General features: G+C 40.7%; 19 protein-coding genes and 1 other annotated feature. All 19 genes read right to left on the minus strand.

The annotated features are described in order from the left end of the window. Positions 1 to 2: 2 nt before the first annotated feature. Positions 3 to 539 (minus strand): phosphoribosyltransferase family protein, encoded by a 537-nt coding sequence (locus ACYQ0N_RS09885; protein WP_177533330.1) that lies wholly within the window; start codon positions 537 to 539, stop codon positions 3 to 5. A 17-nt stretch (positions 540 to 556) separates the two neighbouring features. Continuing rightward, positions 557 to 907, minus strand: a complete 351-nt coding sequence (locus tag ACYQ0N_RS09890) for a histidine triad nucleotide-binding protein (protein WP_460162565.1) — start codon at positions 905 to 907, stop codon at positions 557 to 559. 14 nt (positions 908 to 921) lie between these two features. Next, the gene (alaS, locus tag ACYQ0N_RS09895) at positions 922 to 3,564 is read right to left on the minus strand and encodes an alanine--tRNA ligase (RefSeq protein ID WP_460162566.1); all 2,643 of its coding nucleotides are present in this window, start codon (positions 3,562 to 3,564) and stop codon (positions 922 to 924) included. 62 nt (positions 3,565 to 3,626) lie between these two features. Beyond that, positions 3,627 to 3,822 (minus strand) — a binding site (T-box leader). 94 nt (positions 3,823 to 3,916) lie between these two features. After that, positions 3,917 to 5,503 carry a peptidoglycan D,D-transpeptidase FtsI family protein gene (locus ACYQ0N_RS09900; protein WP_460162567.1) on the minus strand — a complete coding sequence of 529 codons (1,587 nt, stop codon included), beginning with the start codon at positions 5,501 to 5,503 and terminating at the stop codon, positions 3,917 to 3,919. Between the two features lie 65 nt (positions 5,504 to 5,568). Next, a complete protein-coding gene (dtd, locus tag ACYQ0N_RS09905) occupies positions 5,569 to 6,009 on the minus strand; it encodes a D-aminoacyl-tRNA deacylase (protein WP_460162568.1) in 441 nt (146 codons plus the stop codon). A gap of 14 nt (positions 6,010 to 6,023) precedes the next feature. Then, complete coding sequence (locus tag ACYQ0N_RS09910; RefSeq protein ID WP_177533326.1) at positions 6,024 to 6,743, minus strand: NAD-dependent protein deacylase; 720 nt, start codon at positions 6,741 to 6,743, stop codon at positions 6,024 to 6,026. Then, positions 6,743 to 7,150, minus strand: a complete 408-nt coding sequence (locus ACYQ0N_RS09915) for a secondary thiamine-phosphate synthase enzyme YjbQ (protein ID WP_460162569.1) — start codon at positions 7,148 to 7,150, stop codon at positions 6,743 to 6,745. The genes ACYQ0N_RS09910 and ACYQ0N_RS09915 overlap by 1 nt, the downstream gene beginning before the upstream one ends. Further along, positions 7,125 to 7,667 carry a DNA-3-methyladenine glycosylase gene (locus tag ACYQ0N_RS09920; protein WP_460162570.1) on the minus strand — a complete coding sequence of 181 codons (543 nt, stop codon included), beginning with the start codon at positions 7,665 to 7,667 and terminating at the stop codon, positions 7,125 to 7,127. Before ACYQ0N_RS09920 ends, ACYQ0N_RS09915 begins: the two co-directional genes overlap by 26 nt. Beyond that, positions 7,664 to 9,415 carry an Rqc2 family fibronectin-binding protein gene (locus ACYQ0N_RS09925; RefSeq protein WP_460162571.1) on the minus strand — a complete coding sequence of 584 codons (1,752 nt, stop codon included), beginning with the start codon at positions 9,413 to 9,415 and terminating at the stop codon, positions 7,664 to 7,666. The genes ACYQ0N_RS09920 and ACYQ0N_RS09925 overlap by 4 nt, the downstream gene beginning before the upstream one ends. Beyond that, positions 9,415 to 10,260, minus strand: coding sequence for a putative RNA methyltransferase (locus ACYQ0N_RS09930; RefSeq protein WP_460162572.1), 846 nt, complete (start codon positions 10,258 to 10,260; stop codon positions 9,415 to 9,417). Before ACYQ0N_RS09930 ends, ACYQ0N_RS09925 begins: the two co-directional genes overlap by 1 nt. Beyond that, positions 10,250 to 11,707 carry a Nif3-like dinuclear metal center hexameric protein gene (locus ACYQ0N_RS09935; protein WP_460162573.1) on the minus strand — a complete coding sequence of 486 codons (1,458 nt, stop codon included), beginning with the start codon at positions 11,705 to 11,707 and terminating at the stop codon, positions 10,250 to 10,252. The genes ACYQ0N_RS09930 and ACYQ0N_RS09935 overlap by 11 nt, the downstream gene beginning before the upstream one ends. Positions 11,708 to 11,765: 58 nt before the next feature. Beyond that, entirely contained in the window at positions 11,766 to 11,972 is a 207-nt protein-coding gene (locus ACYQ0N_RS09940; protein WP_177533320.1) for a DUF1858 domain-containing protein, read from the minus strand. Positions 11,973 to 12,075: 103 nt separating this feature from the next. Next, on the minus strand, positions 12,076 to 12,354 hold the full coding sequence (locus tag ACYQ0N_RS09945) for a zinc-ribbon domain containing protein (protein ID WP_177533319.1): 279 nt from the start codon (positions 12,352 to 12,354) through the stop codon (positions 12,076 to 12,078). Between the two features lie 496 nt (positions 12,355 to 12,850). Next, complete coding sequence (locus ACYQ0N_RS09950; RefSeq protein ID WP_177533318.1) at positions 12,851 to 13,408, minus strand: FumA C-terminus/TtdB family hydratase beta subunit; 558 nt, start codon at positions 13,406 to 13,408, stop codon at positions 12,851 to 12,853. Between the two features lie 24 nt (positions 13,409 to 13,432). Then, the gene (locus ACYQ0N_RS09955) at positions 13,433 to 14,644 is read right to left on the minus strand and encodes a coiled-coil domain-containing protein (RefSeq protein ID WP_177533317.1); all 1,212 of its coding nucleotides are present in this window, start codon (positions 14,642 to 14,644) and stop codon (positions 13,433 to 13,435) included. Between the two features lie 149 nt (positions 14,645 to 14,793). Continuing rightward, positions 14,794 to 15,879 carry a cell division protein FtsZ gene (gene ftsZ, locus ACYQ0N_RS09960; RefSeq protein WP_177533316.1) on the minus strand — a complete coding sequence of 362 codons (1,086 nt, stop codon included), beginning with the start codon at positions 15,877 to 15,879 and terminating at the stop codon, positions 14,794 to 14,796. A gap of 170 nt (positions 15,880 to 16,049) precedes the next feature. Further along, the gene (locus ACYQ0N_RS09965) at positions 16,050 to 16,991 is read right to left on the minus strand and encodes a cell division protein FtsQ/DivIB (protein WP_177533315.1); all 942 of its coding nucleotides are present in this window, start codon (positions 16,989 to 16,991) and stop codon (positions 16,050 to 16,052) included. Positions 16,992 to 17,010: 19 nt separating this feature from the next. Then, positions 17,011 to 18,270, minus strand: coding sequence for a UDP-N-acetylglucosamine 1-carboxyvinyltransferase (gene murA / locus ACYQ0N_RS09970; protein WP_460162574.1), 1,260 nt, complete (start codon positions 18,268 to 18,270; stop codon positions 17,011 to 17,013). Between the two features lie 56 nt (positions 18,271 to 18,326). Beyond that, positions 18,327 to 19,454 (minus strand): undecaprenyldiphospho-muramoylpentapeptide beta-N-acetylglucosaminyltransferase, encoded by a 1,128-nt coding sequence (murG, locus tag ACYQ0N_RS09975; RefSeq protein ID WP_460162575.1) that lies wholly within the window; start codon positions 19,452 to 19,454, stop codon positions 18,327 to 18,329. Positions 19,455 to 19,469: the final 15 nt, after the last annotated feature.

A 19,469-nucleotide genomic window follows, 5' to 3' on the forward strand; every position in this document is an offset into this window, starting at 1 on the left:
GCTTATTTGAAAAACAGCGGAAGTTTTTCAAGGAAAATTATATCGTTTCTGTCCGCCGCGTCTCCTTCGGCAAGCACCGCCGATTTACATACTATATTTCCGCCTGCTCTTTCCGCAAGCTCGACAAGTGAATGCAGGGATTCTCCTGTACTGATTACATCGTCCGCAATAAGCACTCTTTTTCCCTTAAGCTCTCGCATATCATTTTCATCAAGATAAAGAGTCTGCCTTCCGTCCGTCGTAATCGACTTAACCTCGACAGCCACCGGATTTTTCATATAAAGCTTAACTGATTTTCTCGCGACTATGTACTTTTTTCCGCTCTGTCTTGAAAGCTCATAACCCAAAGGAATACCTTTGCTTTCAGCGGTAACAATTATATCGAAATCCGGTACTCTTTTTAATAGTTCCTCAGCGCACGCAATGGTCAGCTCCACATCGGAAAACATAATAAACGCGGCAATATTAAGCTTATCGTTAATCGGACAGAGCGGCAACTCTCTTTTCAGTCCGGCGATGTTAAGTGTATAATATTCCATATTTTTCCCCCATCAGTTTATACGGCGCTGTCAGCGCTCCAGCCCATTTTCTTTCCTGCCAGTACATGAAAATGAAGATGATGAACGCTTTGTCCGGCGTCATCTCCGCAGTTAGTTATAACCCTGTATCCATCTGAAAAGCCTTCCTTTTCAGCTATCTGCGCAGCGACCTCAAATATGTGAGCTACATATTCAGAATTCTGAGAGTTTATTTCAGACGCTCCTGAAATATGAACCTTCGGCACAATAAGATAGTGAACCGGGGCTACCGGTTCTATATCCTTAAACGCATACACCATGTCGTCCTCAAAAACCTTATCGCTGGGAATTTCCCCTGCAATTATCCTGCAAAATAAACAATCCATCATAAAATACCTCTGATCTATTTTAAAAATTCGTTAGTAATGCTTTCAAGAGAATTAAGCGCCTCATCAATCATATAATTTTTTCCTATGCCTGCCATTGCGCTGTCTGGACGTCCGCCGCCCTTTCCTCCTGTAATGGCTGCTATTCTCTGAATAATTTTTCCTGCATGAGCGCCTTTTTCAACTGCGCTTTTGCCGCATACGCAGTAAAGAGTACCTTTTTCATCGGTTACACCGGCAAACACGGCTACAACGTCCTGAGTCTGCTCCCTAACCTTATCTCCAAGCTGTCTGAGCATATCCGGCTTCGTTCCATTGAGCATTGCAGATATAATCTTTATACCGTTAATTTCCTTAGCGTCCTTGAACATATCTCCGAGCTGATTACCGGCAAGCTGCTGACTAAGCTTCTGTATCTGCTTATCCTTTTCCTTCAGCTCTTCCGTTAAGGTTCTACAGCGTTCGGCAAGCTTAGCCGGATTGGCAATTTTAAGTACCGCTGAAACCTCGGATAAGGTACTCCTAAATCCATTCATAAGCTCAAGCACTCCGTTGCCTGTAACAGCTTCGATTCGTCTGATTCCGGACGCTACTGAATTTTCAGAAACAATCTTAAAAAGACCTATATTTGATGTATTTTTAACATGCGTTCCGCCGCAAAATTCAATAGATTCTCCTCCTATATTCACAACTCTTACAATATCTCCGTATTTCTCGCCGAAAAGAGCCGTTGCTCCGAGCTTTTTTGCCTCGTCTATCGGCATTTCCTTTGTAACCACTTCAATACTGTGGAGAATTTCATCGTTGACTATATTTTCAATCCTAAACAGTTCTTCAGCAGTAACGGCGCTGAAATGCGAAAAGTCAAATCTGCATCTTTCAGCGTTTACAAGCTGTCCCGCCTGATGTACGTGTTCTCCAAGCACCTTTCGTAAGGCTGCCTGCAAAAGATGTGCAGCAGTATGATTTCTTGCCGCAGACATTCTTTTTTCAACGTCAATTTCCGCAAAGATCATATCATTTTTATTAAGATTTCCCTGCTCAACCGTACCGAAATGAAGAAAATGTCCGCTTTCAGTTTTAGTTGTATTGTAAACTGAAAACGACGCTCCTTCAGCGCTCAGCTCTCCGGTGTCGGCAGCCTGTCCACCGCTTTCAGCATAAAACGGCGTGCTGTCTAAAATAACTACAGCTTCCTGTCCCTCAGAGACGCTATCAGACGGCTTGCCGTCGACAAAAATCTCAAGTATTCTTGCGTCCTGCTTAAATCTAGTATAACCGGTAAACTCAGTAGCCGGAACTTCTATGAACGCGGCGTTGTCATCGTTCCACGAGGTTTTAATCTTTGAAGCACGGTCGCTTCTTGCCTTCCGCTTCTGCTCTTCCATGCATTCCCTGAAACGTTCCTCATCTACAGAAATACCCTTTTCGGCTGCAATTTCCTTAGTAAGATCAAGAGGAAAACCGTAGGTATCACTTAACTTAAAGGCGTCGTCCCCTGACAATACGTTCTTAATTTCATTCGCGGAAATTTTATCAATAAAATGATTCAAAAGCTCCGTTCCCTTATCAATTGTCTTTGCAAAGCCTTCCTCTTCATGCTTTATAATAGTTTTTATAAGCTCGCGCTTTTCTTCAAGCTCCGGATAAGCCGTTTTATTTTCATCAATTACAGTATCGCATACCTTATACAAAAAAGGATCGCTGACGCCGAGCATTTTTCCATGCCTTGCCGCTCTTCTAAGAAGCCTTTTTAATACATAGCCTCTTCCCTCGTTAGCCGGAGTAATTCCGTCTCCCACCATAAATGTAGTACTTCTTATGTGATCAGTTATAACACGGAGCGAAACATCTGTACTTTCATTTTCTTTATACCTTACGCCAGCTATTTCACATATTTTATTCATAATATTTTTAACGGTATCAACTTCAAAAAGGTTATCGACTCCCTGAATCACACATGCAAGTCTTTCAAGTCCCATACCGGTGTCAATATTAGGATGCTCCATAAGGGCATAATTTCCCTTTCCATCGCTGTCAAACTGGCTGAAAACAAGATTCCAGACTTCAACAAACCTATCGCAGTCACAGCCAACCTTACAGTCAGGAGAGCCGCAGCCATGTTCGTCTCCTCTGTCAAAATATATCTCAGAACAAGGTCCGCAAGGTCCGGAGCCATGTTCCCAGAAATTATCCTCTTTGCCAAGCCTTGTCATATGATCCGGCGCAACGCCTATACGCTTTGTCCAGAGATCATATGCTTCGTCGTCATCCTCGTATACAGACACATATAGCTTTTCAACAGGAAGCTCAAGCGATTTAGTAAAAAATTCCCACGCCCATTCAATAGCTTCTATCTTAAAATAGTCTCCGAAAGAAAAATTACCGAGCATCTCAAAATATGTACCGTGTCTTGAGGTTTTGCCTACTCTTTCTATATCGGGAGTTCTGATACACTTCTGACAAGTCGTTACTCTTTTATTAGGAGGAACAGCCTGTCCGAGAAAAAATTTCTTTAAAGGCGCCATGCCTGAATTTATCAGCAAAAGACTGTTGTCCCCCTGCGGAATCAGGGACGCGCTTGCCATTCTTGTATGATTCTTACTTTCAAAAAATGAAAGATACATTTCTCTGAGTTCATTGACTCCACGCCATTTCATATATACGCTCTCCAATCATTATATTTTATTGCTTTAACTGAAATAAAAGCCCTCGTCCGCAGTAATGGGACGAAGGCTCGTGGTACCACCCAAAATTCAAAAGCATAAAGCTTTCCTTTTGTTTTCCTTAACGCGGAAAAAACGTCCGCTTTTCAGCGGAAAGCTCAAGGGTAGCACTTGCATTTTATACAAAAGCTCGCACCGACCGCTTTTTCTCTGAAGTATAATCCATGCAATTATTCCTGTCACAGCCCAAAACAATATTCTTCTAATATTATACCAAATATACGGAAAAAGTCAATCTTTTTTTCTTAAAATTCCGTAAAATTTTATAAAAAGAAAGAATAAATTTTTATCCGTAAATATCAGTAATTCTCTCTGCAATTTCCTTAAAAACCGGAGCCGCACATTCGTTTCCGTATCCGCCGTCCTCGCACAAAACAGTTACAGCGTACCTCGGACTGCTAAGTGGAAAAAAGCCGGTTATCCAGCCATGACATATTTCTTCTCCGTCCTCGTCAAATCTGCCTGTCTGAGCGGTCGACGTCTTACCTGCCGCATGAGTATTCGACGGTCTGGCGTTGGAATCTGTATTCAAATCAACAGCGGCAATCATCAGATCCTGAAGACGAAACGCCGTTTTACGGTCAAAAACGTCCGTATATTTAGCTTCTTCCTGATTTGAAACTGTTTTGCCGTCATGAGTTATACCCTTTACCAAGCTTGGAACATACAACCTTCCTTCATTTGCTATCGCGGCTGTAAAAGCGCATATCTGCACCGGAGACGCCGTAAGCTTTCCCTGCCCGAACGACATGTTGGCCTTTTCTGCCGGCAGGCTCAGGTCCTCCTCAGTCTGAAGGCTTCCGCCGGAAACAGTCATTCCCAACGCAAGAGGAATACTTCTTCCGAATCCCATTCTCTGAGCAGTTTCTATCAAAAGACGGCTGTCTATATGCTTAGAAAGCTCTATATAATAGGTATTGCATGATTCCGCCGCCGCTTCCGTCATATCAAGAACACCGTGTCCGCTCAAGTCATGGCATTTAAATAGCTGCCCTCCGATTTCGGTAGATCCGGTACAATTATATGAAAAGCTTTCTTCAATTCCTTGTTCAAAGGCGGCAAGCGATGTCACAAGCTTAAAAATCGAGCCTACATTATATGAATAAAGACAGCGGTTAATAAGTGGAGAATCTTTATCGTTTACCGCCTCGGACAAGGTATCGGCGCTGTATGTCGGAAAACTCGCCATACCCAGAATTTCCCCTGAGTAAATATCCATTACAACTACGGCTCCCTTTTTCATTCTGCCGCCCGCAAGCTCGCATATTGCCTGTATATATTTATCAATAGTGAGAACCACTCCTTCCGTCATGGGACCGTTCTCAGAAATATCCCTGCCAAGTCCGTCCATTACGCTTCCTCTGCCGTCCACACTGTAAGTTACAGTATTTTCAGAAACGCACGATCTAAGATAATCATTATAAGCAGCCTCGATTCCGGACACTCCCTCGCCGTCGCTTAAATACCCTATAACATGCTGTGCAAGCTGATTTTCCCTGTTTCGGACGGGAACATCAAAAACCGTTATATCGCCGCATTCAAAATCCTTTTTTGTCACCTCGCATACAAACGGCTTACCATACACCAAACTGCTGTGATAGCTTTCAAGATCCTTAACATAAGGCAGAATCTCCTCCGCGGCCTCGGAGGTAGGATTTATGACGGCATAATATGTGCTGGTATCATTGACCAGAAGATTATAGCTTCTGTCGTAAATATTACCGAAGGTATGACCTGCTGTCAGAGTATAAGTACCCTGAGCCTGTCCGGCGGCCTGATAAGTCGGATTGCTCACTATCCAGAAAATTCTCATATACAATATTGAAAATGAAAATAAAAAAATGCAGCCAAGCGCAATCATACGTTTATACATAATAAAACCCTCCCGGATTTATTATTGCCATCCGAAAGGGATTAAATCATATTCAGCTAAATATTTCAAATATCGTCAAGTACTACTGTAAACGGCCCGTCGTTTTCCAGCTCCACTTTCATATCAGCTCCGAAAACGCCTTTTTCTACTACAGGAATATATTTTCCGCATATTCCGATAAAATATTCATAAAGCTTTTCAGCCGTTTCAGGATTTCCGGCGTTAATGAAATTAGGTCTGTTTCCCTTTCGGCAGTCGGCATACAGTGTAAACTGCGATATTACAAGCAAAGAGCCTCCTACATCGTTTAATGATAAATTTATTTTATCGTTCTCATCTGAAAAAATCCTCATTTTTATAATTTTATTTGCAAGCCTCTCCGCATTAAGCTCTGAATCTTTTTTACCTACGCCGAGAAAAACCAAAAACCCTTTTCCTATTTTTCCTTTTATTTCTCCGTCTACCGTCACTGACGCGCCGCTTACTCTCTGAACTACAGCTTTCATAAAACAGCCTCCCGTTATCCTGACATTATACTTCCCATAATCTTTCCGATACTATCGTGTATAACCATATCCGCAAAGGAATCCGCCGGTGTTTCCGTAAGGTTTATAAGCAGCAGAAAACAATCCTTGCTTCTATACTTAATCAAGCCCGCGGCAGGATAGACATTCAGCGATGTACCTCCGACAATAAGAAGATCCGCTTCTTTTATCGACGTTACGGCCCCGTTTATAACGCTGTCGCTAAGTCCCTCCTGATATAAAACTACGTCGGGTTTAATTATACCTCCGCAGGTACATCGAGGAATACCGGAACATTTTCGTATAAAATCCGCATCATAAAATCTATTGCATTTCATACAATAATTACGCAGAACGCTGCCATGAAGCTCATAAACCTTTTTACTACCTGCCGCCTGATGAAGGCCGTCAATATTCTGAGTTACCACGGCTTTAAGTTTTCCGATCCTTTCAAGCTCCGAAAGCTTAATATGCGCCTTATTAGGCAGCGCGCCGGGCCATATCATCTTATCACGGTAAAACCTGAAAAATTCCTCGGTTTCGGTCATAAAAAAATCATGACTTAATATCGTTTCCGGAGGATAATCATATTTCTGATTATAAAGTCCGTCAACGCTCCTGAAATCCGGAATACCGCTCTCCGTAGAAACACCGGCGCCTCCGAAAAATACGATTTTACTGCTTTTATCAAAAACCTTCTGTAAATTTTCCGTCATTATTCATCACCAATTATCTTAACATAAAATTGCCTGTTTCTCGGTCCGTCGTATTCGCAGAAATATATTCCCTGCCACATTCCAAGCAACAGCTTGCCGTCAGCTATTATTACATTAACACTGTTTCCTGTAACCAAAGCTTTCAGATGCGCCGACGTATTACCCTCCGAATGCCTAAACCGTTCTCGGTCAGGATATGTGATATTCATAGCGTATAAGAGATCGGACACTACGTCAGGATCCGCGTTTTCATTAATTGTAATACCGGCCGTAGTATGAGGACAGTATATTACGCATATTCCATTTAATATACAGCTTTCTTTAACCGCGTCCATAACCTTTGACGTTATGTCGATAAAGTTTTCAGCCGGAGTTTTCAAATCAAACCTGAACAGCGTTTTCTTCACCTTCAATCTCAGCGTCAAGAATAAATCTCCAGGGCTTTGAAGCCCATTCTTCACCTGCATAATCAATACCTACGCGCTTATCCGTTCTTATTTTATAACGTTTGCCGTCATCTTCAATTCTTATCCTAGGATTACCGGAAAAGCTTTCTCCATTGAATGATTTATCTACCGAAAGATATTTAGTAAGCTTAGCAGGACCGTTCAAGTTTTCCCCGGCTCTGAAAAGAACTCCCTGAGGCTGTTCCTTTTTTCCGCTTATTATGTTCATAAGCCAATGAACGCCATAGCAGAGATACACATAAATCACTCCGCTTTCACGATAAAGCAGCTCCGTCCGCGGCGTTCTTCCCTTTGAGGCATGGCAGGCCTTGTCCTCAGTCCCTCTGTAGGCTTCAGTTTCAGTAATTCTTACGCGTAATTCCTCGCCGTTTTCAAGCCGCCTGACTAATATTTTGCCAACAAGATCAGGCGCAAGCTTTAGGCAGTCCTTATCAAAAAAATCATTTTGCAATATCATTTTTTTAACCTTTCTGCAAGATTTTCATCAGGGCTGACATATACCGTCTTATTATTTATAAATATTACCATACCCGGCTTTGCTCCGACCGGCTTTTTTACAAACTTCCTTAAACAATAATCCACCGGAACCTGTGATGAATCCTTTGCTTTACTTTTTAAAGCTGCAATAACGGCCGCCTCTTTAATCGTCGTTTCCGGCGGAGTTTCCCCGTTGGTAACAATTATAACGTGAGAGCCGGCAATATTATGGGTATGAAGCCAAATATCCTGTTTAGCGGCAGTTTTCAAGGTCAGCTTATCATTCTGCTTATTATTCCGTCCGGCAAGAATTTTAAATCCGTCGCTGGATATATACTCATAAGGTTCCGTACTTTTAACCGGCTTGCCCCTGAGCCTGTTTGAACGTATATACCCCTGTTCCGCAAGCTCCAATCTGAGTTCGTTTATCTCTATTTCACTTTCCGCTCTTGACAGCGATTCAAAAACGCTGTCAATATATTTAAGTTCTTCCTCTCCGATTCTTATCTGCTCCGCAAGTTTTTTTTCGGCAGTCATAGATTTTCTGTAATTGGAATAATACTTCTGAGCATTTTGTGACGGAGTAAGCCTTGGATCAAGCTTTATTTCTATCTGCGAAAACCTTTCGTCATAAAAATTTTCCAGCTTGACGCGTTCGTCGCCTTTTTTCAGCCGATAGATATTTGCAGATATTAGATTTCCCATAAGCTTCATCTGATCTTTTTTCTCACAGTTTTTCAGTTCTTCCTGCTGAGCGGCCAGTCTCTTGGTTATTCTCTCGGAAGTATTGGCAAGGAACTTGAAAAGATCGTTTGCACGCTGCTTGAGCCTTACTGTTTTATCACGCTGAAAATAAAAATAATCAAGCAGCTCGCTTGCAGATGAAAATTCCTTTGTCACCATAAGAGAACCGTACTGCGATAGCTTAATAAAGGAAAAATCCTTTAACGAACCATCCCTTCCCGAAACAACAGTATAGCAATTATTTTCGGTCAAAAGAGACCGTTTAGTCTGCATAATCGCAAATACAAGCCTGTCCTTCATATCATTGCTCAGTTCGTCCGAGCGAGTCTCGATTCCTCTCGTGGTATAATACGCCCACTCCCTTGCCAAAACAGGAGATACTCCTTCAAAAGCTCTGATAATTGCCTTAGAAAGCTCAGCCGGTTTCATATCCTCAACAGCAGCTCTGATCCGAGTTTCATCTGCGTCAACAAATGAAATACGATTATCCCTCGGCGGCATTTCATAAGCTATACCAGGAAGCACAAGACGTTCTCTCGACATACATTCATCAACCCGTTTTATGCTGTCAATAATTTTACCGTCGCTGTTTACAGCTATAAGGTTTGAGTATTTCCCCATTATTTCACAGGCAAGAGTTATAACTGAAGGATCGCCAAGCTCGTTTATACAATTAAAATCTAAAAATAATATTCTTTCAAGTCCATCCTGACGTACGTCTATAAGCTTTCCGCCCCCAAGCCGTTTTCTCAAAAGCATACAAAACATCGGAGGCGACATCGGATTTTCAACCTGTGCCGTAGTAATATGAACTCTTGCGCTGCTTGCAGACGCAGAAATCAATAACTTAAAGGTTCCTTTTACCGTTCTGATGGATATTATTATTTCATCTTTCGACGGCTGATAAATTTTATCTATACGTCCCCTTATCAAATCCTTTAGCTCCTGTTTAACCGTATACAAATAAGCGCCGTCCAGTGCCATTAGCATTCTCCTTTTTTCATATAAACCAATATTTTAAATTGCGTAACTGTTTCAAGAAAGTTCAGATCCTTCAATTTTTCCTTATCAGCCTTACTCGTATTATAATAATATGGAGTCATACTGAAAAGATTCATTATATCTTCATTGCTTTCAAGGCAAATTTTTCTCTGCGGTAAATCATAAGCTTTAATTAAATCAAAGCCCTTCAATAAATAATCTTTAACTTGATTTTCATAAGGACGATCATATATAACGCTTTTTAGCTCCCATAAATGCATTGTATCAGGAATTACCATATAAAAAAGACCGTTTTTTCTGAGAATACGATAAAATTCTTCAAGACAAATAGGAGAAAATACTGATAATGAAATATCTATGCTTTTATCCGCGGCAGGTATATGAAAAACGCTTGATACGGCATACTCTATATTTTCCTGTTTTCTTTTTGCCGCAAGGTCGACAGCGCTTTTTGATATGTCTAATCCTCCCAGGCGAGCCTTAATATTGTTTTCTCTCAACGACCTGAAAATCTCTTCTGTATAATATCCCTCGCCGCATCCGGCGTCTATAAGTGAAATCCCATTTTCCGCATGTCTGCAAATAATGCTGCTTAAGCTTTCCGCCAGATAAGAATAATATCCTTTCTGAAGAAAGCTCCTTCGCGCTCTTACCATAAGCTTATTATCACCCGGCAGCTTAGAATGCATTTTATCTGAAGTAAGCAAATTAACATAACCGCTTTTGGAACGGTCAAAGCAATGTCCGGATTCGCATTTATATGACCTTTCATCAAATTTCAATTCCTTCCCGCATACGGGACAAGAAAATATGCTTTTAATATACATATTCTACAGGATCCTTATTTGTCTCAGACATAATAAATTCTATGTTCGGAAAGTCTGCTGAAAGCATTTTGCAAAGCTTTATCATTCCCGGGTTTTCTGTATGATAATGTCCGCAGTCAAAAACAGCTATGTCAAGCCGTTCGGCAAGCAGCCACTTATCATGATGTACCTCTGACGTAATATAGCCGTCGGCGCCCATTAACGCCGCTTTTTCGATAAAGTCCCCTCCGCTTCCCGTACAAACGGCAAGCTTTTCAATATTTTTTTTGCATTTGTTATATTTAACGATTTTGCAGCCGAAGGTATCTCTAAGCTTTTCGGCTAATCTTTCCGATGAATATTCAGTATCAGCTATGCAGAAGCTTCCGAAACCAATCGGTCTTTCGCCATAGCGTTCGGTCTCCAGAATGCCGTCGGTTTTTTCAAATCCGAGCAGTTCAATTAAAGCGTCGTTCATACCGCCTTCCGCCATATCAAACGGCGTATGAACACATATTGCTGAAATCCCATTTTTCATAAGTCTGAATGACGGCTCGTCCTCAGAGATTCTTTTCAAGGGATGAAAAATAACGGGATGATGAGATATAACAAGATCAGCGCCTATACGGTCGGCTTCGTCCGCACATTCGGCAGTTATATCCAGAGTTACCAGAACCTTGCTTACCGAACTGTTCAAGGAACCTGTAATAAGTCCTGAATTATCCCATTTGGATTGAGTATTAAACGGAGCTATATTATCTATGTAATTATATATCTCTGAAACCTTATTCATTTTTCCCTCCAATATATTTATTAAAGAAATGGCAGTTTTATTGAATTCATACGCTTCGTCAGATTTTCCCGCCATATCAAGTCCCGACTTTATTTTTTGCATCTTTTCAATCTGCTTTAAAACATATAGCTTTCCATCTTTATCAGAATAATTTATTTTTCCTATATTTTCCGCCACCGATCCTATATTGAATCTATACCCGCAGTATGAGGCGTTTATCACGGTATAATTAAACCTATCATGACTAACCGCCCTTTCAGAAATTATTTCATATCCGTTTTTATAAAGCCATTTTCTTAAACCCTGTGCGCGAGTCATAGGCTGAAGTATAAGATTGACTCCGTTTCTCAGCCATTCCGCTTCCGCCAATATATCAGATATAGTCTCGCCGCCCATTCCGGCTATTATCACATCGCTTACATTCTCCGGGCTTATATTTTTTAAACCGTCCGATTTCACAAGCTTAATTTTATCAGATAATTTATATTTATTTAAAGTCTGCTCCGCAAATTCAAGAGGACCGTCGTTAATATCACTGGCTACGGCATTTCTGCATTTTTCTGATAAAATCAAATAAGCCGGCAGATATGCATGGTCGGTACCGACATCACAAACCGTACCTTTTCCGGAAACATATTCTGCGCAGGCCTTAAGACGTTCGTCGAGCGTTATCATAAAAATTAATCCTTATCCTTAACATAACAACGGCGGACATAATTGTCCGCCATTATAATTATTTTTCTGAAAAATACTTATTAAGCTTTTCAACCAATTCGTCCGCATCCGTTCCGTGAACTTCGCAGGCTTCTTCAATGGTTTCACCTCTTGAAGCCGGACAGCCGAGACAGTGCATTCCTATTTCAAGAAAAAATGGCGCCACATCGCCATCCTTATCTAAAATATCGCCTATTATAGTATTCTTATTTACCTGATAATCCATTTTTAATACCTCCGGTTTTTTTATAATTATCTGCCTCAACGGCTTATATATACATGGAAAAATAAAATGCAGCCATGCGGCTGCATTTTACAGGAATTTTAAATTAAGCTTCTTCCCTCATTTTTGCGAAACATTCGCTGCAATATACCGCACGGTCTTCTCTAGGCTTAAAAGGAACCTTAGCCTCGCCGCCGCATGACGCGCATGTAGCAACGTACATTTCTCTTTCAGACTTTGTAGAGTTCTTTCTGGCATCTCTGCATGACTTGCATCTCTGAGGCTCATTTACAAAACCCTTTTCCGCATAGAATTCCTGTTCACCTGCTGTAAACACAAATTCGTTACCGCATTCCTTGCATACCAATGTCTTATCTTCGTACATTTCTTTTACCTCGCTTTAGTATTTTGGACCCCGGACGGATTCACACCGACACCTTTGTTAAACAACGCTCTGGAATTAAGCTACCTGGCCACCTATAAACAATAGAACTAAAAACTGCCTCGACCATAAAATTTGCCATCCAAAATAACTATGCTGATAAAATCCTGATCAAACCTCATACTGCGAAAATAAAAACAATCCGAATGCTCAGACAAGCTTAGCAAAAGAACTATTATCAGGCTGCTGGTTATTTCCAATAAACAGATTCATTCTATATACATTTTATTCCGACTAACATCATGATTTAATATAAAGCTTATTATTCTAAACTAATGTTTCATGAAATTAAAATGGAACAATACATTTTGTATTATTAATAATAAACGATAAATTCGTTTTTGTCAAGCTATTTTTTCAAAAAAATTACTATATTTTTGAAATTGTCAAATTTACTATAAACCAGCACTAATATTTAGTAAATATTTACCATATAATTTTAAATATGGCAGTATTTTTTTCTGCCCTCCGAAAAAATATCCCCTCCTTTGCAGTCATTTGCGACAATCAGAGGAAAGTCTTCTATAAAAAGTCTTTTAACCGATTCACATCCCAGATCCTCAAAAGCTATAACCTCGCAATTTTTTATACAGTGCGCGGCAAGAGCGCCGGCGCCACCTACAGCGCAAAGATAAACGGCTTTATTTCTGATTATAGCTTCTCTGACCTCCTTGCTGCGCTCTCCTTTCCCTATCATACCGCATAGTCCGAGATCAAGAAATTGAGGTGCAAATTTATCCATTCTTCCGGAGGTAGTAGGTCCGCATGAACCGATAGGTCGTTCCTCAGGAGCAGGAGTAGGTCCCGCGTAATATATAACCGAACCATTTAATTCGAAAGGCAGCTTTTCCCCCGATTCTATAAGAACCTTAATCCTTTTGTGAGCAGCATCTCTTGAAGTGTAAACGATTCCGCTCAATAATATTTTATCACCGGCATTTAGCTGCTCAGTATAGTTACTTAATTCTTCCGTATTAATTTTAAGTATTTCTGACATCAGATCATATCCTTTTAATATATTTTACATATCTTTTTCAGCTTCTTCAGCAAGCTTCGCCAAATCTTCCAGATCAAAACCCAAAGTCGGTTGTTTCTTCGAGAGAGATTTATCCTCCTCATCGTCATTAACAGGATCTATTGCAAAGGAGCTTAAAATATCGTCCTCATTGTTTGCAAATTCATTGTCGTCTGATAAATTGCTTTGCTTTAGTATATTATCCGTAAGCTCGCTTTCAGAATTCTCGTCATTTTGTTTTTCAGATGAAATCATGTAATCATTTAAAATCGTATTTACCTCTGAATCCCCGTCAAGAAAATTCTGTACATTCTCTGAAATATTGCTTCTGGTTTCTTCAATTTCTTCGCCCAGTCTTTTTCCGATACCTTCCGCCTCTTTTGCAGCTTCAGACAGCTTAGAGCTTAAGGTTTTCATTTCGGCTTCGAATATATCCTTGAGTCTTGACGCCGCTTTCATAACTGATTCAGCATTTTTGCCGGCTTCTTTTTCCGCAGTTTCGGCTTTGATTTCAGCTTCCTTAACAAGCCTTTCCGATTCGGCTTTTGCGTCGTTAACCAGCTTATCCGCCGCTAACCTTGCCTCGATAACAATTTTCTTTGCAGTGGATTGCGCTTCGGCAAATAATGCGCCCATATCAAAATCACTGCTGAAACCGACGTCTGACTGAAGACGCAGCTCATCGTTATCAAGGGTGAGTCGTTCTATTCTTTTGGCTTTTTCAGAAATATCAGAGGTCAGCTTTGTCATTTCTCCCGACATTTCTGAGATCTGCTGTCTTGCGTTTTCCAGCTGAGATTTCAGATCTTCAATTTCATTTTCAAGGTCTGAAATATCATTAGACATACCTGAATTTTCATATTTGCTGTTACCGGCAGATTCAATTTCGTTTTTCAGCGCTTCAAGCTCGCTTTTAAGCTTTAGGTTTTCCTCGGAAATTTCGTTTTTTTCTCTTTCAAGCGCATTTTTCTGATTTGCAATTTCATCATAAGCAGCTCCGGATTCAGCAAGCTGATATTCGGTTTCAGAAATCTTCTCTTTTAATCGTTCAATTTCTTTTTTATAGCTTTCAAGTTCATCAGCGTCAGGTTTTGCCGATTTTTCAAGTTCGCTCTTAAGCATATCTATTTTAGAATTAAGCTCATCAACATATGTCAATACGTCTTCCTTGTTGAATCCTCCTACTCTTGCAGTTCTTAATATAACTGAATCTTTCATGCGCTTACACTCCTAACAATATAAAATCATTTATAATATATTAGCTATTATATCATATCTTATATTCCATTTCAATATGTATTTTGTACAAAATGCAAAATTATTTTATTTGATAATAAAATGCAGCCGTATAAACGACTGCATACAATTTATTTTTCAAGCATTCTTAAAATCTCATCCAGATCGTCGTCGGACGTATCCTTTTTATCGTTAGGATTATCTATTAAAGGATTATCTATAGGAATAACATCCTCGTCCTCTCCGGCAACAGATACATCGTCTCCATATCCGGCCGCAATAACTGTAATAGTCATTTCATCATTCATATCTTCCTTAAACGCAGTACCGAAAATGAATTCAACATCATCCGCAGCGGTATCTGTTATCATCTTTGTAGCCGTATCAACGTCCGATGCCATAATGTCCTCTGACATTGTAATATTAATAAGCAGACGCCTTGCACCGGAAATAGACGTTTCAAGCAGCGGACTTGATATAACCGCTTTTGCGGCCTCTGCCGCCTTATCCTTGCCCGAACCGTGTCCGATCGCCATATGAGCGTATCCCGCGCCCTTCATAATAGTGGATACATCAGCAAAATCGAGGTTTATGTATCCATCCTCTGTAATCAGATCAGAAATACTTTTTACACCTGTTTTAAGAATATCGTCCGCCAAAGAAAATGATTCCAGCATTGTAGGCTGTTTTTCCAAACCGTCTAATAGTCTTTCGTTTGGAATAACAATAAGAGAATCGACATATTTTTTTAATTCCTCAATACCTCTTTCAGCCTGCTGCATTTTCTGCTCTCTTTCAAAAGCAAACGGCTTTGTTACAACGGCAACTGTAAGAAGCCCCATTTCCTGAGCTATCCCTGCTACAACCGGCGCGGCGCCTGTACCTGTTCCGCCTCCCATACCGGCGGTAATAAACACCATATCCGCGCCCTTAAGCGAAGCTTCAATTTCATCTCTGTTTTCCTCCGCCGAACGCTCTCCGACCTCCGGTCTGTTTCCGGCGCCTCTTCCCTTTGTCAGCTTTGCGCCTATCTGAATCTTTGTTGTCGCCTTTGACCTGTTAAGAGCTTTTGCGTCAGTGTTTACGGCGATATACTCAATATCCTTTACGCCCGCATCGACCATACAATTCAAAGCGTTTCCGCCGCCGCCGCCGACGCCAATTACTTTAATACTAACCTGCGGATCGAAAGCTTCCTCAAAATTGAAGTCTGTCATTTACAATTCCTCCTAAATTTATTTCCATCCCTGAAATTCAAGTTGTAATTCTAATATAAACAATACATATTATTATATTAACATACTTTATGGGATATTTCAAGTCATATTTTAATTTTTTTTGATTTTATTTTGCGCTTTTATTATTAATTATTTCAGCAATTAGGCTATTATTCATAAATATCATAATTTTCGCCGTTATCCGCATAATTATCCTCATAAACGTCTTCAGAAGACAAATCCTCGCCTTCACTGTTATCCGGCTCTGTAACAGCTTCTGTCAAAGGCATATCCTCTTCCTTTATAGGTATTTTATTGCTGCTTTTCTTTTCTGCGTCGCTTTTATCTCTAAAAGAAATCTGATTTGAACCTATCATAGTCATATATCCCTCTTTGTCTCCGCTTAAATCGTTTAAAACAGTAGCCGCAAGATCAAGCTTATAGGATATATCGTTAGAATTCCCCATATCAAAAAATATCTTATTTCCGTAATTTACGCTGATTTCATATTTATCGGTTATATCAAATGAAACTATTTCATGATCGTTATCGGATTTTATAGAATCGAATAATTCATAAAAAATTCCGTCCTTCTGCGAGTCAATAGATTTCAGGTATGTACCCGGAGTTTCATCGGCCGGTTCAAATCCCTGGACAAGCAGCAATTCTTCAGATCTCGTGTCCGATTTATCAAGTATTTTACCGTTTGCGGACACAATGAGATAACCTCCGTCATACTCAATATCAGCCGTTGCTATACATCTTGAAACGTTTATTACAAGCGTATCAGGATACTGCTTATCTATTTCTGCTTTTTCTATAAATATCATACTCGAAAGAATGCTTTCTGACGCTTTCTTAGAATCAAGCCTTACCAGATTATCGCCGTAGCCGATTCCGGATACTCTAATAATATCTTCGTCTGTATAATCCACATCGCCTTTTACGACAATATTTTTTATATTGAAAAGCAAGGTAACCGAAAGCAGAACGCCTATTCCTGCGACTAAAATTATCACGAGAAAAAAATAAAATGATAAATGACGTCTACGTCTTCGTCTTCGCTTGCTGTTTTGTTCTCTTTTTACATTAGTTTTCACAACATCTCTCATTTTTATCTTCCTTTAAAATTCATACCCTCTGAATTTTACCTCCCAGGGACGAAAAGGCTTTTTCCATATCCTCATAGCCCCTGTCGATATGATGTATTTCCGCTACCTCTGTGACTCCCTCGGCTCCAAGTCCTGCAACAGCCATAGCGGCTCCCCCTCTTAAATCTGTTGCAGAAACCTTAGCTCCGTAAAGCTTTTCAACTCCGTTTACAACTGCGGCTTTCCCTATTACTTTAATATCAGCGCCCATCTTGACAAGCGCGTCGACATGTCTATATCTGCTTTCAAATATATTCTCTTCAAATATACTGCTTCCGTAAGCCTTGCAGAGCGCCGCCATTATGACTGCCTGAGCGTCGGTCGGAAATCCCGGATGAGGCATTGTGGTTATTTTATTTACGCCCTTTAATTTACCCGACGCATTTATATACAATCTGTCGCTGTAAACATAAATTTTACAGCCCATTTGTTCGAAAACCGGAAGAAAACTGTCGCAGATTGACGAATCTATTCCGGTAAGGCTAATTTCACCTCCGGTTGACGCTGCCGCGGAAATATATGTTGCAGCAGCAATCCTGTCGGCTATGACAGAATATGTACATCCTCTTAATTTCTGAACTCCGTCAATAACAATTGTACTGTTGCCCGCGCCTTTTATTCTCCCTCCGCAGCGGTTTAGAAAATCGGCAAGATCAATTATTTCCGGCTCTCTGGCAGCATTGGAAATAACAGTTTGACCTTTTGCGGTAACAGCCGCAAGCATAATATTTTCTGTTGTCCCCACCGACGGATAATTAAGATTTATTCTTGCTCCGTGAAGGCCTCTTTCAGCAGTACATTTTATAATACCGTATTCATCAACCACTTTGGCGCCGAGTTTTTTCATTGCGGCAATATGCATATCTATCGGTCTTGGGCCAAGCTCGCAGCCGCCGGGAAAAGACATCCTGCATTCTCCGCAGGCCCCTAAAAGAGCGCCCATATAAATAATGGAGGAACGCATCTCTCTCATAAGATCGTCGGGAATTTCAACTGTTTTATTGCCGTTATTTCTGACCGTCATCACGTTTTTTTCTATAATACACTGAAGGCCTAAATGAGTAAGTATTCTTGAAGAAGCATAGGTATCCGATATTTTCGGACAATTCTCGATTACAGTTTCTCCGCCACACATTACTGAAGCGGCGATTATGGGAAGAACACTATTTTTAGCGCCCTGAATTTTCAGCTCGCCGTTAAGAGGAGTCCCTCCTTTAATTACAAATTTCTGATCTGACATTTACAGCACCACCCGATAGCATTTTACTTTATATTATGCCACGGATGCGAAAACTGCTACTTTTTAAGACTCATTAGCTCCTCGATAACAGAATATATTCTCTCATCGGTATCGCTGACAGAAAGTTCGCTCGCTTTGACCGACATCTCCTCCAGCTTCCGCCTGTTTTTATACAAGCTTCCGACCTTTTCAATCATCAGCCTGTTTGTTACGTTTTTTTGCTCAATAACTATAGCTGCTCCGGCTTTTCCAAGAACATTCGCATTATGGAGCTGATGATTGCCTGCAACTATAGGAGAAGGTATAAGAATTGAAGCTTTGCCTGCCGCCTCAAGCTCCGCAAGTGTTGAAGCTCCTGCGCGGCATATAACAAGATCTGCGGCAGCAAGACATGTATCCATATCGTTTATGTACTCCGTTATACGGAGTCTGTTGCTTTTGAGCGGTATATTGTTTCTCTTCATTTCTGCCGGAAACGATTCTTTACCCATGCCGCCGTATCCATGAATATGATTGATTTTCAGACCGTTTTCAGTATGCCACTTTATTACTGCCGCCATAGTTTCGTTGATACATCCGGCGCCGAGACTGCCTCCGAACGAAAGAATACACAGCTCGTTGTCAAATCCAAGTTCGCGCCGAGCTTGAAATTTGGATTTTAAGGCGATGCCTTTTCTTACGGGAAGTCCTGTTATAGTATAATTTACTCCATTATCCATGTAATCAAGAGCTTCCTTTACAGTGAGCATAACCTTGTCGACTTCCTTTGCCAGAAGCTTATTTGTAACTCCCGGATAAGCGTTTTGTTCATGAATAGCTGTAGCCACTCCCATTTTTGCCGCCATTCTGATTATCGGGCCGCTTACGTATCCTCCGGTTCCTATAGCTATATCAGGCTGAAATTCTTTTATTATAGCTTTTGCCCTTGGACCTGACGCCGCCAAATAATACAAAGCCTGACAATTACGTTTTATATTTTTCAGAGTAATTTTCCTCTGAAAGCCTGCTGATTTTATAGGCGCAAAATTATAGCCCGCTTCCGGAATAAGCCTTGCCTCCATTCCATTGGGAGTTCCTGCAAACAAAAATTCCGCGTCAGGTCTTCGCTCCTTTATAATTGACGCAATTGCAAGCGCAGGGTTAATATGACCGCCCGTACCGCCTCCTGCTAACAATACCTTCATATCATTATATCCTTT

It is taken from the genome of Ruminococcus sporogenes (assembly GCF_054655175.1).

What these genes read in the sequence shown, in the direction of transcription:
- ACYQ0N_RS09935 (WP_460162573.1), bottom strand. Translation starts at nt 11,707, where the DNA reads ATGATAACGCTCGACGAACGTCTTAAGGCCTGCGCAGAATATGTTTCC.
- ACYQ0N_RS09920 (WP_460162570.1), bottom strand. Translation starts at nt 7,667, where the DNA reads ATGATATTGCAAAATGATTTTTTTGATAAGGACTGCCTAAAGCTTGCG.
- ACYQ0N_RS09930 (WP_460162572.1), bottom strand. Translation starts at nt 10,260, where the DNA reads ATGTATATTAAAAGCATATTTTCTTGTCCCGTATGCGGGAAGGAATTG.
- ACYQ0N_RS09940 (WP_177533320.1), bottom strand. Translation starts at nt 11,972, where the DNA reads ATGGATTATCAGGTAAATAAGAATACTATAATAGGCGATATTTTAGAT.
- ACYQ0N_RS09910 (WP_177533326.1), bottom strand. Translation starts at nt 6,743, where the DNA reads ATGACGGAAAATTTACAGAAGGTTTTTGATAAAAGCAGTAAAATCGTA.
- dtd (WP_460162568.1), bottom strand. Translation starts at nt 6,009, where the DNA reads ATGAAAGCTGTAGTTCAGAGAGTAAGCGGCGCGTCAGTGACGGTAGAC.
- alaS (WP_460162566.1), bottom strand. Translation starts at nt 3,564, where the DNA reads ATGAAATGGCGTGGAGTCAATGAACTCAGAGAAATGTATCTTTCATTT.
- murG (WP_460162575.1), bottom strand. Translation starts at nt 19,454, where the DNA reads ATGAAGGTATTGTTAGCAGGAGGCGGTACGGGCGGTCATATTAACCCT.
- ACYQ0N_RS09965 (WP_177533315.1), bottom strand. Translation starts at nt 16,991, where the DNA reads ATGAGAGATGTTGTGAAAACTAATGTAAAAAGAGAACAAAACAGCAAG.
- ftsZ (WP_177533316.1), bottom strand. Translation starts at nt 15,879, where the DNA reads ATGACAGACTTCAATTTTGAGGAAGCTTTCGATCCGCAGGTTAGTATT.
- ACYQ0N_RS09955 (WP_177533317.1), bottom strand. Translation starts at nt 14,644, where the DNA reads ATGAAAGATTCAGTTATATTAAGAACTGCAAGAGTAGGAGGATTCAAC.
- ACYQ0N_RS09900 (WP_460162567.1), bottom strand. Translation starts at nt 5,503, where the DNA reads ATGTATAAACGTATGATTGCGCTTGGCTGCATTTTTTTATTTTCATTT.
- ACYQ0N_RS09925 (WP_460162571.1), bottom strand. Translation starts at nt 9,415, where the DNA reads ATGGCACTGGACGGCGCTTATTTGTATACGGTTAAACAGGAGCTAAAG.
- ACYQ0N_RS09945 (WP_177533319.1), bottom strand. Translation starts at nt 12,354, where the DNA reads ATGTACGAAGATAAGACATTGGTATGCAAGGAATGCGGTAACGAATTT.
- murA (WP_460162574.1), bottom strand. Translation starts at nt 18,270, where the DNA reads ATGTCAGATCAGAAATTTGTAATTAAAGGAGGGACTCCTCTTAACGGC.
- ACYQ0N_RS09890 (WP_460162565.1), bottom strand. Translation starts at nt 907, where the DNA reads ATGATGGATTGTTTATTTTGCAGGATAATTGCAGGGGAAATTCCCAGC.
- ACYQ0N_RS09950 (WP_177533318.1), bottom strand. Translation starts at nt 13,408, where the DNA reads ATGTCAGAAATACTTAAAATTAATACGGAAGAATTAAGTAACTATACT.
- ACYQ0N_RS09885 (WP_177533330.1), bottom strand. Translation starts at nt 539, where the DNA reads ATGGAATATTATACACTTAACATCGCCGGACTGAAAAGAGAGTTGCCG.